General features: G+C 67.4%; 6 protein-coding genes. 1 reads left to right on the forward strand and 5 read right to left on the reverse strand.

The features are described from left to right. Positions 1–64: 64 nt before the first annotated feature. Both HDA39_RS25960 and HDA39_RS25965 read right to left on the reverse strand, forming a co-directional pair. Positions 65–535, reverse strand: a complete 471-nt coding sequence (locus tag HDA39_RS25960) for a hypothetical protein (protein WP_184799323.1) — start codon at positions 533–535, stop codon at positions 65–67. Further along, on the reverse strand, positions 532–10200 hold the full coding sequence (locus tag HDA39_RS25965; protein ID WP_238356148.1) for a LamG-like jellyroll fold domain-containing protein: 9669 nt from the start codon (positions 10198–10200) through the stop codon (positions 532–534). The genes HDA39_RS25960 and HDA39_RS25965 overlap by 4 nt, the downstream gene beginning before the upstream one ends. A gap of 428 nt (positions 10201–10628) precedes the next feature. Here HDA39_RS25965 and HDA39_RS25970 point away from each other — a divergent pair, with 428 nt between their 5' ends. Next, positions 10629–11126, forward strand: a complete 498-nt coding sequence (locus HDA39_RS25970; protein WP_184799327.1) for a hypothetical protein — start codon at positions 10629–10631, stop codon at positions 11124–11126. A gap of 29 nt (positions 11127–11155) precedes the next feature. Here the strand turns inward: HDA39_RS25970 and HDA39_RS25975 are convergent, their stop codons facing one another. From HDA39_RS25975 to HDA39_RS25985, 3 genes are all read right to left on the reverse strand, one after another. Next, positions 11156–13438, reverse strand: a complete 2283-nt coding sequence (locus HDA39_RS25975; RefSeq protein ID WP_184799329.1) for a tetratricopeptide repeat protein — start codon at positions 13436–13438, stop codon at positions 11156–11158. Then, the gene (locus HDA39_RS25980; RefSeq protein WP_184799331.1) at positions 13378–13713 is read right to left on the reverse strand and encodes a hypothetical protein; all 336 of its coding nucleotides are present in this window, start codon (positions 13711–13713) and stop codon (positions 13378–13380) included. Before HDA39_RS25980 ends, HDA39_RS25975 begins: the two co-directional genes overlap by 61 nt. 138 nt (positions 13714–13851) lie before the next feature. After that, positions 13852–16380, reverse strand: a complete 2529-nt coding sequence (locus HDA39_RS25985) for a tetratricopeptide repeat protein (protein ID WP_184799333.1) — start codon at positions 16378–16380, stop codon at positions 13852–13854. Positions 16381–16423 lie beyond the last annotated feature (43 nt).

The raw sequence follows: 16423 nt of genomic DNA on the forward strand, positions 1-16423 counted from the left end.
CAACAACTCATTGCCCCTGATCAGCAAACCACGCCGACGACCTGACCAATTGCGAATTTAGGACTCAGAAGCATTCAGGATCGATGAGTATCTCAGCTGAAACAGCCGACTGAGACAATGCTGGATATTCAGAAATAAGGTCGCCGAAAGCTCGGTACGAAGAACTCTTAATCGCATTACTGAGTTCGAACATTGATGTCGTTAAAACAACCGAATCCAGAGTGGATCGAATCTCTGCGCGGTCACCTTCTCTAGCGAACGAGATGGAGTCGTCAGACTCCAAGAAACCATACCTAGCAGTTGCCGACTCCGAAGACGACAACTCCTCTATAATATCGATCATCGACAAACCGATGTTAAGCAAGGGAAGTCCTGCGTGACTGGTCTTGATCTCTTGCCGTTCGTCACGAATTAGAATGTCGACAGGAAAAAAGTACCACAACAGTTCCCCCCTCGTCGCTGACGCGATATCCCGCTGGTGCTCCCATCCGAAAAGCTCCGGCAGGCTTTCCTTACGATAGGAAAACTCGATCATGGCAGAGGATGCATCGATTGAACAGCTCCTCGATCGTCAACCCAGACACGAATTCGCGTTTCTCCATTCTCACCTATGACCCGCCCGAGGTCGTAGTCATGTGCATGATTTCCGGACTTCGGGTTCACCTGAGTAGGTATCGGCGCACCACGAACCGCCTCGTTGGCGAGGCCCTCGAAATCATCCGGATCAATGGTATCGCTGAACTTGCTCCCAGTGGCTGGGGTACCGGGTCCGTGTCGCGGCAGAATATGAAGGTCGATCACATCGTCTGTCACTGTCACCGGCCCGCCGCAGTTGTGGACGAGGACACTAGGTCCGGTCGTAGCTCCACCTGCGGACTGCGGCAGTACATAGTAGGTGTGGAGTTGGTCGACGGTGAGGTTGTAGACGCGGGTGACCTCGGTGCGCGGGCGCACGCTGCCGACAACTACCTTCTCCGCGGGGCGGTAGGTGGTCAGCGATGCGCCGGCGGTCAGGTCCTCGGCATCGAGCCATCGCTGTCCACTCGCCGAGTGGAAGGGATGGTTGCTTGTGGCCGTCAGCTTGCCAGGTGCTTCGAGTTTGAGTGCGGTCTTCTGGCGGACCTGAAGCTCCACCAGTTGCTTGGAGCCCTCGCCGACGATCACGTCGGTGACGCGCTGCGGAGACCTCTCACCGGTCTCGGGGTCGGCGGCCATCACGACATCACCGACGCGGATCTGGTCGATACGTTTCGTGGTTCCGTCGGCCATCAGGACCCTCGTCTCGGCGACGAACGAGTTGTCACACTTGCCGAGGACCTTGACCAGCTTCGGGATCTTCTTGCCCAGCTTGATCCCGGCCGGGATCCAGCCGATCCCTGGGATCGCCGACGAGCCACTCAACACCGCGTTGAGCTCATCACCCTCACTCGCGTACAAGACAGCGTTCGTGACGTCGTAGTACTCCCCGACCAACGGGATGAAACCGGCGATATCGAGCCCCAGATGGACGAGCTCAGGGTTCTCCTTCATCCACTGCGCCATCTGAGCCTCACCCGGCGACACATGAGAACCCGGCAAGCCGAACTCCCCGAGCGAGTCCAGCAAGCTCCGCTGACTCGATTCGGTGGTCTCGCCCACCACACTGCCAAGCGTGGTGACCGTCTCACGATAGGTCTGGTCCGCATAGCTACCCGTTGAGCCGCTGCGGTCTACGTAGCCGCCGGTCTGGTCGGCTGGGCGGGTCGGATTGCTGGGGCACAGGCTCGGGTTGGCGGCACCGCACGACGGGGTACCGGGAGGAACGACCGGGATCGTCTGCGCGCGGTTCTCCTGCCGGTTACGGGCTTCCTCGGTGCGCCGGCGCTTCTCTTCTTCGTCCTTCTTCCGCTGGCACTCCGCATCACACCGCGGCGGGGGCGGCGGACGATAATCGCCACAGTTCCGCCTGCACTCACCACCACCACCACCACCGCCACCGCCACCTCCGCCACCGTCGCCACCACGACCGCCCTTACCTCGGCCGCCAGTACCACAATTCTTCATACACTCGCCCGACGATGGCTTGATCGGGCCTTTCTTGCAGTTCTTCACACATTTCTGCGGCGGTGGCGGCTTGGCCTTCCAATCGCACTGCGTGAGCGTTACCCGTGAGTCGTTGTCCCATCCCGGATATTGCTTGCACTTGTACTCCGACGTGCCGCCGTCCTCTGGGTCCGGCTTGTTCCCGGTCGGGTCATTGAAGGTCAACGGATTCCCGGCCGCGTACGCGTACAGGTTCGGCAAAGACGACACCGAGCCAGCATCATGACTGATGGTGTCGCGAGAATTGAAGGTCCCAGACTCCGGGTTGTACCAGCGCGCACCCTGGTTCACGTCACCACTACGTGGGTCGGTCCAGTCGCCCTGGTAGCCGACCCGGTACTTCAACCCGTTCGCGGCGGTGGAGTTGCCGAAGGGGTCGTAGGTGCGGGAGTCGGGCAGACCAGCAGCGAGGGTGGTGTCGGTCGGGTCGAAGCCGCCGATGATGTCGCCGTGGCGGTCCGCGAGGACCAGACGCTTCGTGGCTTCGTAGCCGACCGACAGCAGACCATCGCTCGCGCTGCGGCCGAACGACTGAGTGCCATCGGTGACCACCTCATCACTGAACCCGGCATACCGCATCCGCGCGGTCCCGGCCGCGACCGGCCGGTCGAGAGCGTCGTAGGTGAAGTCGCGGTCCGAGTTCTTGATCATCCGGTCGAAGGCGTCGAAGGTGAACGCTTCCGTGGTCGCGCCGGCTTTCTTCGACAACAAACTGCCACGCGCCGAGTAGGTGTAGTCAGACGTGCCGTCGTTGAGGAGACGGTTGCGTTCGTCGTACGTCGCGAGCTTGGTGCCGGCCTTGGTCCGGTTACTGGCAGCGTCCCACCCGTACTCGGTCGTCTTGGACCCGGCGGTCCAGGACGTGAGGCGGCCGAGCTGGTCGTAGGCATAGGTGTTGTCAGCGGCACCGGCGACACCGGTGGTCTTCTTGCTGGTGATGTTGTTGTCCGCGTCGTACCCGTACGCCATCGACGAAACGACCGTCTGACCGGCCTTCAACGTATCGGAGCTCATCCGGCCGTAGGCGTCATAGCCGACGGTGCGGAGCCGCCCGGAGCCGTAGTCGATCGTGCTGAGCTGCCCAGCGGTGTTGTAGCCGAGCGTCTGGGTGGTGCGGGTGACCGGGTCGGTGACCGTTGCCGGGCGGCCGTTGAGGTAGGTGAAGTCGGCGGTGCCGGCAGCGTCGATCCGCTGGGTCAGCTGGCCGTCGGCGTCGTAGCCCTGGGTCGAGGTTCCGGAGGGCCCGTCGGCGCGGAGCAGCATGCCGCGGTCGTTGTAGTTGTAGGTGTTCGCGCCATCGATCGAGCTGCTCGAGGTGAGGCGTCCGGCGAGGTCGTAGGCGAGGTCCCGGGTAGCCGTAGACGCCTCGGCGCCGGTCCCCTCCTCCTTCAGCAGCCGTCCGACGGCGTCGTAGGTGCGAGTGCGCTGGACTCCGCCTGGCGAGAGCAGCAGCGACGAGTTGCCTGCCGCGTCGTACGAGGCCGTCCAGGTGCGGTCGGCCGGCGCCGGGTGAGCGGTCGTCGACGGTTCGATCACCTTCTCGGGCAGACCGAGGGAGTTGATCGTGTACGTCGTGGAGTTGCCGCGCCCGTCGGTGTAGCGGGTGCGGTTGCCCGCGGCGTCGTACCCGTAGCCGATCGTGATCGACTGGGTCGCCGTCACCGGGTCGACCTGCTGGGTCATCCGCCCGAGCGCGTCGTAGGTGTACGTCGTCGCGCGGTTGCCACTGGCCGGCGTCGAACTGACGAGGTTCCCGTCAGCGTCGTACCCGAGCTGCGTCGTCCCCAGCGAGTTTTTCGCCGCATCGACCAACTTGCTCGACACGAGCTGACCAGCCTTGTTGTACGACGCGATGCTGCTCCGACCGAGCCCGTCGCTGTTGCGGACCTGGCGGCCCGCGTAGTCGTAGCCCAGCTTGGTGAGGACGTTGTTCGGGTCGGCCGACTGTGTCAGCTGACCGAGCGTGTCGTAGGTGTTCGTCGCGACCGCACCCGACGGCGCCTGGGCCTTCACCACGTTGCTCAGGTCGTCGTACGTCAACCGCGTCACGAAATTCCCGGCGACCGGCTTCCGCTCGACCGCAGTGGTCGTGACCGGACGGTCGAGATCGTCGTAGGTGTACTTCGTGACCGCGCCGAGCGGATCCGTCGCCGACTCCACCTCGCCGCTGGCCGTATAGGTCAACTTCGTGAGCGCCCGTTCGTCGTTCGTCTTGCCAGGGACGTCGATCTGGATCTGCCGGTTGAGGTGGTCGTAGGTGAAACGGGTGGCATTACCCCGCTCGTCGACCTGCGCGAGCACATTGCCGACGGCGTCGTACTCGAGCGTTGCCTTGGGCGTCAGCGCCTGCCCGCCGGGCGGCGTGTACGGCGACCCGGTAACCTCCGTGGGACGACCGAGCTTGTCAAAGGCCGTCGTGCTGATGTTGCCCAACGCATCCTTCACCGACGTCTGCTGCCCGAAGGCCCCGTAGCCCACGGCACCGGTCGGCTGAACAGCGGCGGCCGCTCCACCATTCTGCTCGGCCTGGACCTTCGGAGCTACGGTCCGGACCTGGCGACCCAGCTCGTCGTACTCGAACTTGGTCGTGAAGTCCGCCTTGACCGCCCCGGTCACGTTGCCGCGCGGCTGGACCTCGGTGAGCCTCAGGCCACGCTGGTCGTAGGTCGACGAGGTCGTCAGCAACGACCCGTCGGTGTTCTGGACCTTGGTCTCGACAGGCCGGCCTGCGGTGTCGAAGACGTAACTGACGACATCGGTCACGGTCGTCGGCCCGGCCAGGTCCGCGTTGGACCAAGCACCTGTGGTCTCGCGCTTGGTGACGTTGCCCGCGAGGTCGTGGGTGTCGGTCGTCCTGCGCTTCAGCGTCTGCGGGTCGGCGGTCGTGGTCGCCACCCGGCCCGCGACGTCGTAGGTGTAGTCGATCGTGGTCTTGCCGTTGTCGGTGACCGATCGGGTCCGGTTGCCTGCCTTGTCGTAGGTGTTGTTCGCGAGGACGAAATCGCGGGCCGTCCCGTCCGGGTTGCGGAACCCGACCAACGCGGCCGTCTTGAGAGTGTCGTCGCCGTTGTAGGTATAGTTCGTGACCCGCTTCATCGCGTCGATGTCGACCGACTTACGCCCGGCAGGGTCGTACCAGGTGGTCTGCCGGATCGTGTAGTCGACGCCCTCGGTCGGACCGTCCTCAGGAGTGTCCTCCGGATCGTCCGGAGTCTCGCCCGGCAGGTTGAAGTCGCGGATCTCGGTCAGCAGGTTGAGGTCGCTGTAGGCGTACTCGAACCGCGCGCCGTTCGCGTCCTGCGACCAGGTCTTGTTGCCGAACTGGTCGTAGCCCTGCTGGGTCTCCCGGCCAGTCGCGTCGACGCTACGGATCACCCGTCCGCGGTCGTCGTACTCGAAGCTGGTGACCCTCGGTTCGTCACCCGTCAGCAGATCCCTGGCCGTCGACTTCACGACGTTACCGTCGTTGTCGTACTCGATCTCGCCTTTCTGCTGGTGCTTGTCACCCGTCACCGCGTCGGTCGTGACCGCCCCGGTGACACTGACGACGCGAGACATCTTGTCGTAGGCGTACGTCGAGGTGACGCCGGCCGGGTGACTGTCCGAGACCTGGGTCTCGGTGAGCTTGCGGCCGATCTCGTCATAGGTGTACTTCGTGACCACCCCGGACGGAGCGGTCAACTGAACCAGTTGACCGTGCTGGTTGTAGAGGTACTGCGTCTGCGCAGTCGTCGTTGCCGTGACCTTGCTCGTCGACGTGCGGAGCAGACCGGCCGGCATCGGCTGGCCATCAGGACCGGTCGCAACGCCATCGGTGTAGGTGTAGTTGACCTCGCCACCGTCGGGGCTGCGTTCGACAGTGAAGTCACCAGCAGCGTTCAGCGACGTGCTTCGCCGGAAGGTGTCGTCGGTCGCGCTGCTCGATCTGCCGTCCCGATAGATCGCCAGCTTGTCCCAGCGTGGATCAAGCGCACCCCAGGCTGCGTTGGCGTGATAGACGTTGAACTCGGTGCGACAGTCCGTCGTGCCCGTTCGACAGGTCTTGGTCGAGGCGACGTTGCCTCGGGAGTCGTAGGTCATGCTGACTTCGGCTCCCACCTCGTTGGTCACCTTGGTCAGCACGCCGGTCTTGTCGTAGGTGAAGCTCCTGATTCCGTACCCCGAACGCGGCCAGTCGACCGTCACGGCAGGCGCGGGGGAACTCGGGTGGTCCTCATCACGGGTGCGTGCGGCGATCGGCCGCCCTGCGCGCAGCAATCTGCCCGCGAGCGCGTCGTACTCGTAGACGTAGCTGCGATTCAAAGGATCGGTCACCCGCACGGTCCGCCGAAGGTCGGTCTCGCCACCGCTGACCGTCGGCTGGCCGAGCTGCCATGATCCGCCGTTGGCGTCGACGTAATCGGTGATCCGGTCGTCGGCCGGGTGGTAGGACAGTTGAGCCAGCGTCCGCCCGGCCGGCGTGGTGATCGACGTCAACTGGTCGGCGGCCGTCTTACCCAGCTCGTAGTGGCTCTGGATCTCCTTGGCCGAGATCGGGTGGGAGTACAGCGAGACCTCGTCGATCAGCCCGTCGAAATACCGAGTCGTCTCGGTGCCCCATCCCGGCCAGTCGGATGCTTTGGCGGTCGCGGCCGCGCCGATCTGGCCGATGGGGAACGGATCGTTGTTGATCGCGCCGGTGTCGAGCCTGCCGACGAATGCGCCATCCAGGTGCACCGTCTGGCTGCCGTCGGAGGCGTTCAGCGCAACGTGGTGCCACTGGTTGTCGTTCACCAGAGCCGACGAGGTGATCGGCGCGGCCGCTCCCTGCCAGAACTGGCCTCGGAGCTTGCCGTCGTTACCGACGTACAGCAGCGGCATCCCGGCCGTCGGTGTCGTCCCGATCACCTTGTTCTGGTACCCGATCAAGGGCTGCGAGCCCGCGGCGCCGGTCTTGAACCACAGCTCGACGGTGGCGTCACGGCTCCGGTTCACCATGCCGTTCTTGAGCCCGACGAACGACTTCGCTGCCGCTCCACCGAACCGGACCGACTTGTCGGCGTCTGCCACGCCCGCCAGCGGCGACTCCTGACCAGCCACGGTTCCGCTGTGGAAGCCGTCGTCGCTACGAGGTGCGATGTCGACCTCGTTCAATGCGGTCCGCCAGGGTTCAGACAGCCGGTAGTAGGCATCGGGCTTGCTGTCCAGCACCGCGCTGCGATAGTGCGAGCCCTGCTCGAATCCGTACGTCGTGCACTTCTGCTCGGAGTTGCACGCCTTGGTCAGTGCGTCGCCGGTGTACTCGTACGTCCACGTCAACGGCGTTCCACCGACCGGCTGGGTGCTGACCGACGCGACGTGCTGACCGTCCTGTGTCCAGGAGAAGGTGAGCTTGCGGCCGGCGCCGTCCTGACTCGCGACCGACTGCAGCTTGGCCGTGACGTCGGCGCTGTCGTACGTCAGGACCAGGGGCTTGCCCTGCGCACCGGAGATCTTGCTCAGCCGGCCACTGGTCGCAGCGAACTCGTACTTCGTGCCGGGCGCGATCTGCAGGGACCACGGGCCGGAAATCGCGCCGGTCAGAATCGCCTTGGACCCTCGCGGACCGGCATAGCTACCGTCGGCGTTGCGCGCGAACCGGACCTGACGTCCATCGGGGTAGGTCACCAAAGCATGGAACGGGAAACCGCTCTCGGTCTTGACCCGCATGTCATAGCGGCTCGACCAGCCCGCACCGAACAGTCCATCACGACGCGGGTCGAGACTGTTGTACGTCCGCGCCACGTTGAGCTCAGGCCCCGCAACTGGTACGACGACATCCAGCGCCGCCGTCGTGTAGTTGCCGGCCTGAGGATCGAAAGGCTTGTCCCCTGGCTGAGCCTCACTGCCGGCCAGGTGCGACGTGATCACCGGCTGCGGAACGTCGGTGAACATCGTGATCGGCTGAATGGTCTTCACCACACCGTCGTTGTCGCGGATGTAGGGCCGCCACTGGTACTCCTTGTTCCAGGCCAACTTGCCGAACGGAATGGCCCAGGTCTTGGCCGCGCCGTAGTCACCACTGGTGAAACAGCCAACCCGAGGGTCCGCGCCAACGACCTCGCAGACCTCGAACCGGTACTGGATGCTGGATTCGGGCGCATCGGGATCAACCGCATCGGCCCACAACTGCGGTCGCAACGTAGTGGCCTGCGCGCCATTCAGCGGCCAGATCCCCGCAGGATCCACCACCGGCGGAACGTTCTTCACCACGATACGGATGCGGAGCGGAGCGATCCCCCAGTCGGTGAAGGTCCGCGGAGTACTGCCGTCCTGATGAACCATCGTGAACTCGATGTCGTACGTCGTACCGGCCGCGCTGCCCGGCAGTTTCTGCACCGACACCGGAAGCGTCATACCTCCCAAGTGCGAGACGATCGTCGGGAACTGGGTCTTGTGCGCGTTCTCGGTGTTCACCTGATTGCCCGCGGTGTCGAAAACCCGGTACGTCATGAAGTCCACGCCCGGCTGCCAGGTGTAGGCCCCAAGGTTCTTCACGTAGATCGGGAACTTGCCAGGCTTGTCCTGAGTCACGAAGTCCGCCGGCGACTGCGGCATCTCCTGGTACGACGCCCGGTACGGCGAGTGCGTCACCACCAGTCGCGGCGGGTTCGCGGTGTCGACGCCCGCGAACTTCTTCCATGACGCCGAGTCGTTCTGGTTCCGGGCACGCACCGCCAGGCCCCAGTTGTCACGCGTCCCGTCGGCCAGACTCTGGATCCAGTCGCGGCCCGCGGCCTGGAGCTCGATCGGCTGATAGCCCGCCTTGCACGCCGACGAGGTCTGGCCCGTCGCGATGTAGCCCTTCGCGAAACCCGCACCACCGAAGGCTGCGGGCGTCACCGGCGGACCGGGGAACTTGAGCTGCGCTTGCGGAATGTTCTGCCACGCCTGGGTGACACCGTGCACGTCGACCCACCGCGCAGCACACGAACCGGATTCGTAGTTCAGCAGGTCGAGCCGAGCCGTGAAGACCTTGTGATAGCGCAGCGCCGGCACCAGACTCGGGAACGACAGGTATGACGCGAACACGTTCCAGCCGGTGCTCGGGCATCCCGTCTGGCCCGGTCCGGGCCGGCAGCCGATCTGCAGCGACTGCCCGCCGTCGATGCCGCCGTTGAGGCCGGTGCTCACGGCGTAGCTCGGCTTCTGAGACTCCGTCCAGTAGAAGGTCGGGTCGACCTTGACCGGGTACACCCGCGCCGGGTCATCGAGCCAGGCGTCGTCGACGACGACCTTGATCGCCGGCTTGCCGTCGACAGTGATCAGCTCGTACTCGATGGCAGTCGAGGTGGCCGGGCTGCCGTTCGTCGTACCGCTGTCCTCCATCACACCGGCCGGGATCTTCCCACGCTGGACGCCGTTCTCGTCGGTAAGGACGACCTCCTTGCCGACCAGCGACGGCGTGAGGTTGTCGGTCAGCTGCAGCGGGAAGGTGTACGTCCGGCCGGCAGTCTTCGAACCGAGGATGATGGTTTCCTTGATCCCCGTCGGCTGCGACTCCAGCTCCAGGTCAGCACCCGGCGCCACACCCGGGAACAGGACCTTGTTCTCCGTCATCTGTCCGGCCACGTCTCCAGCTCCGGCCAGGCTCCAGCCAAAGTTGTGACCGTTACCCAGCTCCATCTGGACCAGCGGAGTGTTGTTCGCCTTGGGAGCGATCCACGAGTAGACCTCGTTCGAGATCACCTCCCAGCCACCCTTGCCGTCCGAGGGCGTCAGATCGGCGTTGATCTTCGCCCACGAACCGTCCGGCTTCTTGAAGTTCAGCGGCCCCTGAGACAGCACCGTCGTCTCGGTCTTGTCGGCGTTGACGAACGTCTGCGAGAACCGATCGCGTCGCTCGGGCAGTTCCTTGCTGGTCTTCTCACTGAAGCTGCCCGCAGGATCCTTGGGGGCCTCTGCCGCAACCACCTTCGGGGGTGCCTGCTCGACCTTGTCCGCCGGCGACTTCACACCGGTCGGGAACATCGACCGCAGCGACGGCGGCGTCACTGTGTTCTTGCCAACCGGCGGCTCGGCCGTAGCGGGATCCGTCGTACCAGCCTGCTGCGTTGGTGCCGAAGCCTCACCTTGCCCCGCCATTGCAGCCTGCGGCATCGCTGCCGCTGCGACGGTCGGCACGTTGGCAGAGCTGAGACCACTCAGCGGAACCGCCAAAGCAATAGCGATCGCGAGAGCCTTGCCGACCCGAACACGGGTACGTCGAACACGGGCGGACGGCCGGGACTTGGCCATGGTGTTTCCCCCAGGGGCGTGGATGACCTTTTGACAGGCCCTGGGGTCCCCCGACCCCTCCAGCGGCGCCCGCGACCGTATCAACCCGCGACCCTCTGTCGCCACGAATGTGCAGGAAGCTGCAAATCATCCGAAATCTGTAACGCCGGGCCGGGCCACCGCTCCCAGCGAGCGGGAGGCCCTCATGAGGCCGCAGCTGATCGAGTTCGATCGAAAAGAGGGACGGGGTGCGGGTGGTCGGCCGAGGGTGTGGGGGTCAGTACAACCTCCGCCCGAAAGGTCGTTTCTGGATGAGCAAGGTTCTCGGTATCACCAAGCGTGTTTTCGCTGTCGCGGCAGGCGTCATGCTGCTCGGAGCGGGAGTGGCCGGTACTGCTTCGGCGGCGCCGGCTCCGACCGATCCGCGGAGCCTGGTGGGCGCCGGCGGCGGTGAGGCCGTCAAGGTTTCCGGCGAGGGGATGGCGGTTGCGGCGACGCCGCCGGCCGGCTGTGTCGGGATCTACACGAGCTGGGGCGCCACCTGCTTCCAGTGGGACGGCGACGACCAGTGGGTGGTCGACCTCGACGCGAACGGCTGGACCACGGTGGCCGGCGTCGACACCAACTACGGCAAGGAGCGCGACTGCGCGGCTCCGGCCGCGGCCGACGGCTGGAAGGAGTGCAAGTACGACCACCGCGAGGGCACCTGCGTTCGCTTCTTCCTGTACGAGAAGAAGAGCAACGGAACGCTGAACCGCGTCAGCGCGTACTCGCCGTGGTACAGCACCTCCAACGGCGCTCGCTGCTGAGCTGAGCTCCCGTCCGCCCGGCCGGCTGGTCAGGCGGACGGGAGCTGGCGGCGCAGCGCCAACCGGTGTCCCGCTGTTGCCAGGCGGTTGCCGACGACGGCGGCCTGCGGGCAGCCGAGGTCGCGGAAGACCGTGTAGGCCCGCCACCAGAAGTCCGTCGCCGCGGTCGTCAGGCCTTGCGCCGCGAGGATCTCCCCGGTTCCGGCGCAGGCCCGGGCGAGCTCGTAGCGGTCGTCGATCCGCTGCGCCTCGGCCAGCGCGAGCTGGTGGTGGTGCATGCCCTCGGCGTACCGGCCCGCACGGCGCAGAGTGTGTCCGTAGTCGTTGTGCACCTCGAGCACGAAGGGCAGGCTCCCCAGCTCCACGGCCAGTGCGAGCGCTTTTCGGTGGCAGTCGAGCGCCTGCTCGATCCGCCCTTCGGCCAGGTGCAGCCGGCCCAGTCCGTTCAGGCCCTCGCCCTCGCCCAAGGCGAACGACAGCTGCCGGGAGTGGTCGATAGCCAGCTGGAACCCCCGCCGCGCGGCCGGGAGTCGCCCGAGCGCGGCATCTCCCGCCGCCACGTTGACCAGCGCGTGGGCCTGCTCGAAGGACCACTCCCCCAGCTCGCGGCTGACGGAAAGGCCGCGCCGGAAGAGGTCCAGCGCCTCCGCGGTCAGTCCGAGCCGCAGCTTCGCCCAGCCGAAGCCGGCCAGCGCGGTCGCGGTCCCGGAATGGTTGCCCTCGGCCTCGAACAGGGCCAGCGACTGCTGCTCGAAGCGGATCGCCACCGCGTAGCCACCGAGATGGCGGTTGCACATCCCGATGTTGGTCAGGCTGCACGCCTCGCCACTGCGGTGGCCGATCCGGCGCGCGACCTCGAGCGCCCGCTGGTAGGCGTCCCGCGCTTCGGCGTACCGGCCGAGGCGCCAGTACATGCAGCCGAGAGCGTTGTGCCCCCGTCCCCGGAGGCGATCCGTCGCGGCGCAGTCGACGGCAGCCAGGTGCAGGGAGACCGCGTCGTCGAAGAACCCGGCGGCGTCGAGGTAGCGCTGCAGGATCACCGACAGATCCGTCGTGTACGACGAGTGGCCGTGCTCGGGCGCCGAGAGCGCGGTGGCGATCAGGTTCTGCCACTCGGCGTCGAGCCAGGCCTGCCCGTCAGTGCTGCTCGCGAAGGGCCGGTCGGAGGGCTCGCGGCGCATGCCTTGCTGGTTCCGGTCGGTCGGCGCGTAGGCGTAGGCCGCTTCCGCGACCAGCGACCGGTAGTGCTCGAGCAAACGAGCCGTGGCTGCCCGGCGTACCTGCGCGGGGTCCTCGTCACGCACCCGGTCGGCCGCAAGCAGCCGGACGAGGTCGTGCAGCTCGTAGCGACCGGACCGTTCCCGCAGCAGGCTCGCGTCCAACAGGTCTTTCAGCTGGACCAGTGCCGTCTCCGGCGCGACCCCTGCGAGAGCGGCCGCGGCATCCAGGTCCAGGTCGCGCCCGGGATGCAGTGTGAGCAGCCGGAGCATCTGGCCGCTGGCCGGCTCCAGTGCCTGGTACGACATCGCCAACGCGGCCGCCACTCCGTCGTCCAGCCGCAGCCGAGCCCGGTGCTCCAGCAGCCGCTCCAGATGGTCCGCGGCCGACCAGGACGGCTGCGCGCGCATCCGGGCGGCCAGTACGGCGAGCGCAAGCGGCAGGTGCCCGACCACCTCAGCCAGCTGCGCGGCGACGTCAGGTGCGTCGTCCAGCACAGCCGCCGTACCAGCTGTACTGCGCAGCAGCGCTGCCGACTCGTCGGGCTCGAACACGTCCAGCCCGACGCGCAGCGCATCAGCCCGGCCGACTAACCGACGTCGGCTCGTCACCAGCGTCACGCAGGTCGGACTGTCGGTCAGCAACGGCTGGATCTGGTCCTCCGACGCCGCGTTGTCCAGCAGTACGACGGCCCGCCGGTCACCGAGGAGCTCCCGGAAGAGCGCTGCCCGGGCACTCAGACCCAGCGCATGAATCCGGCTGCCGGGCACGTCCAGGTGCCGCAGGAACCCATCCAGTACGGCGGCCGGGTCAGCAGGCGGCCGGTCCGGGTCGTAGCCGCGCAGGTTGACCGACAGCTGCACCTCGGCGTCGTGGACCAGCCGGTTGGCGAGGTGCACGGCCAGCGTGGTCTTGCCGACCCCTGGCATGCCATGGACCAGCACGACCTTGCCGCAGCCGAGCCCGGCCATCACCTCCGCCACCGTCTCGTCCCGGCCGACGAACGCATCCGCCTCACCGTCCACCGCGCCGGTCACCCGAACGACGGCAGCCTCGGCCGCGAGCCCGGAGACGAGCTGATGCGTCTGCGCCACTCGGCGGCGCTGCTCTCGTCAGGCAGCAGCGCCCGCGCGATGTCGACGACCAGCTCGACGTCCAGCCGCCGGCGACCGGGCGACAGGCAGCGGTAGACGGTGTTGTACGCCGGCAGCTCGCCGATGCCACGCTCCTGCCGCGAGCGCACCACCCGGCGGTGGATCTCCCGGTAGGACACCCCCGACCAGCTCTGCAGGCAGCGCAACCGCACGCTCAGCTCGTCGATCGTCCGCACCCCTGTGGGTGACGGCGGCTCACCAATGGCAGAACTCATCGCGGTCAGGCCTCCCCAGGCGACCAGGCCCGGCCTGACCGGACGGGGTCAGGGCAGTGCCGTGATCACGCAATGTGCGGAGGAGTCTAACGCTCGGTCAGCTGCCGGCCACTGCCCGAAAGTGCACAGCCCTGTGAGCTACGTCCCGCTGACGGGACCGCCCGCCTCGGGCGTCCCCAGGTCGCCGAACAGGGTGAGTGCGCGAGCGTGGTGGTCACGCGCGGCCGCCGCGTCCCCGCACGACTCGAGCACGTCTCCCAGACCACGCCAGGCGCAGGCCAGCTCGTACCGGTCGCCCATGGTCTCCGCGTCCGCCATCGCCTGGGTGTGCGCCGCGGTCGCCTCGTCGAACCGGCCGGTCCTCGTCAGCGCCGTACCGTGGTCGTTGCGGACCTCCACCGCGAGCGACCGGTGGCCGATCTCCAGGACGACGTCCAGCGCCTCCGCGTGCAGGTGCACCGCAGCGTCGGCGTCGCCTCGGGCCAACTGGATCCGGCCGAGCAGGTTCAGCCCGTCGCCCTCGTTGCTGCGGAACTCCAGCTTGCGCGACAAGGTCAGCGAGCGTTCGCCGTACTCCGAAGCCTGCTCCAGCGCGCCGAGGCGCTCCTGGGCGGCGCCGAGGTTCAGCAGCGCGTAGGCCTCCTCGCAGGTGTTCTCCCCGAGTCGCCGGGCCTTCGCCAGTCCCACCTCGAACTCGGCCAGCGCCTGCTCGACCAGTCCCAGCCGGAGCAGTCCCCAGCCCAGACCACCGCGGTGCGTGCTGGCGCTGGGGGACATCACGTCCTCGTCGTCGAGCAGCGCCAGCGCCTGCCGGTAGCAGTCGACGGAGTCCCGGTACCGGCCCAGCCGGTAGTGGCCAAGGGCAACGTTTCCCAGACACAGCCCGATCCCGGTCCGGTTGCCGGTCCGGCGGACCAGCTCCAGGGCCTGCTCGTAGCACTCGCGGCCCTCGGCGTACCGGCCCAGACGCCACAGCGCGCAGCCCAGCTTGTTGTGCGCCAGGCTGCGGGCCTGGTCGTCCTGCGCGGTGGTCACGGCCAGGCGATGGATCACCTCGGCCTCGGTGAAGTAGCCGCAGGTGTCCAGGTAGTAGTGCGCCGCGGTCGACACCGCCTTCACCGGCTCCGCCAGGCCGGCCTCGGCCGCCGTACGGGTCACGGCGACCAGGTTCGGCCGCTCGGCGTCGAGCCAGGACCGCGCCGCGTCCCGTTCCGCCATCGGCGGCAGCTCCGCGTCGGTCAGCTGCCCGAAGTCCCACCGGATCACTTCGTGCGGCGCGTAGGTCCCGCCGGCCCGGAGTACGCCGGCCGCGTAGAAGCCGGCGATCCGCGTCAGCGCGTCCCGGCGAGCGGCACCGCGGTCCTCGTCGCGGGAACGGTCGTGCAGGAACAACCGGACCAGGTCGTGCAGACCGAACCGGCCCGGTTCGCTGGTCTGGACCAGGCTGGCCCGGACCAGCTGAGCCAGCTCCAGCTCGACCTCAGCCGGGTCCAGCCCGGCCGCCGCTGCGGCGGCGTACCCGTCGAAGTCCCGGCCCGGGTGCAACGCGAGTACGCGGAGCAGCCACCGGCGCTCCGGCGGCAGCGCCTCGTACGACAGTGCGAGGGCCGGGCCGACGCTGTCCTCCAGCCGCAGCCGGTCACGGTGCTCGGTCAGCCTCTCGAGGTGGTCGGCCAGCGACCAGCCCGGCAGGTCGTCGATGCGCCCGGCGACGACGGCCAGCGCCAGCGGCAGATGGCCGACCAGCTCGGCGATCCGCAGCGCGGTGCTCTCGTCCGCGGCGACCGCCGCCGATCCCGCCGTACGCCGGAGCAACTGCAGCGACTCGGACTCGCTGAACACCCCGATCGCCAGCGCTCGTGCGTTCGTCCCCGCGTCGAGCTGGTAGCGGCTCGTCACCAGCGTCGGCGTGCCGGGCGCCAGCAACGGGTGCACCTGGTCCTCGCTGGCGGCGTTGTCGAGCAGCACCAGAACGTTGCGCTCGGCCACTAGTTGGCGAAACCGGCGGACACGGCCCGACAGGTCCAGGCCGAGCACCTGACTGCCCGGCACCCCGAGACGGCGCAGGAACCCTTCCAGCACCGCCCCCGGATCGGCAGGCGGTCGCTCCGGGTCGAACCCGCGCAGGTCGACCGCGAGCTGTAGCTCGGCGCCGTGACCAGCGGCCACCAGCCGGTGCCCGAGGTGGCGCGCCAGCTGGGTCTTGCCGACGCCGGCCATTCCGCCGATCACGACTGTGGTCGCACCGGTCCGGTAGGCGGCCAGCACCTCGGCGATCTCGGCCTCCCGCCCGACGAACCCCTCCGGATCCGCGGGAAGGCTGTCGCCGACAGTCACGATGCCTGCGTCGGCGGCCCGGCCGGCCACCACCTGATGGGCCTGCCGCCAGCCGGCGACGTGCGACTCGTCGTCCAGCAGCGCCGAGGCGATGTCGACCACCAGCTCGACGTCCAGCCGCGTCCGGCCGGGCTGCAGGCAGCGATAGACGGTGTTGTACGCCGGAAGCTCGCTGACGCCACGGCGCCGCCGCGACGTCGTCACCCGGCGATGGATCTCGTGGTACGAGACCCCGGCCCAGCTGCGCAGCGCGCGCAGCCGGAGTACCAGCTCGTCCGCGGTCCGTACGCCGGCTGGCTCCGGCGGTGCCGTCGTTCCCGTTCGCCCCATCGAGCCCCCGTCCCCGGCGCCACCACGGTCCGGGTCGGAGAAC

The sequence above is a fragment of the Kribbella italica genome (genome assembly GCF_014205135.1).
Classification (GTDB): Bacteria; Actinomycetota; Actinomycetes; order Propionibacteriales; family Kribbellaceae; genus Kribbella; species Kribbella italica.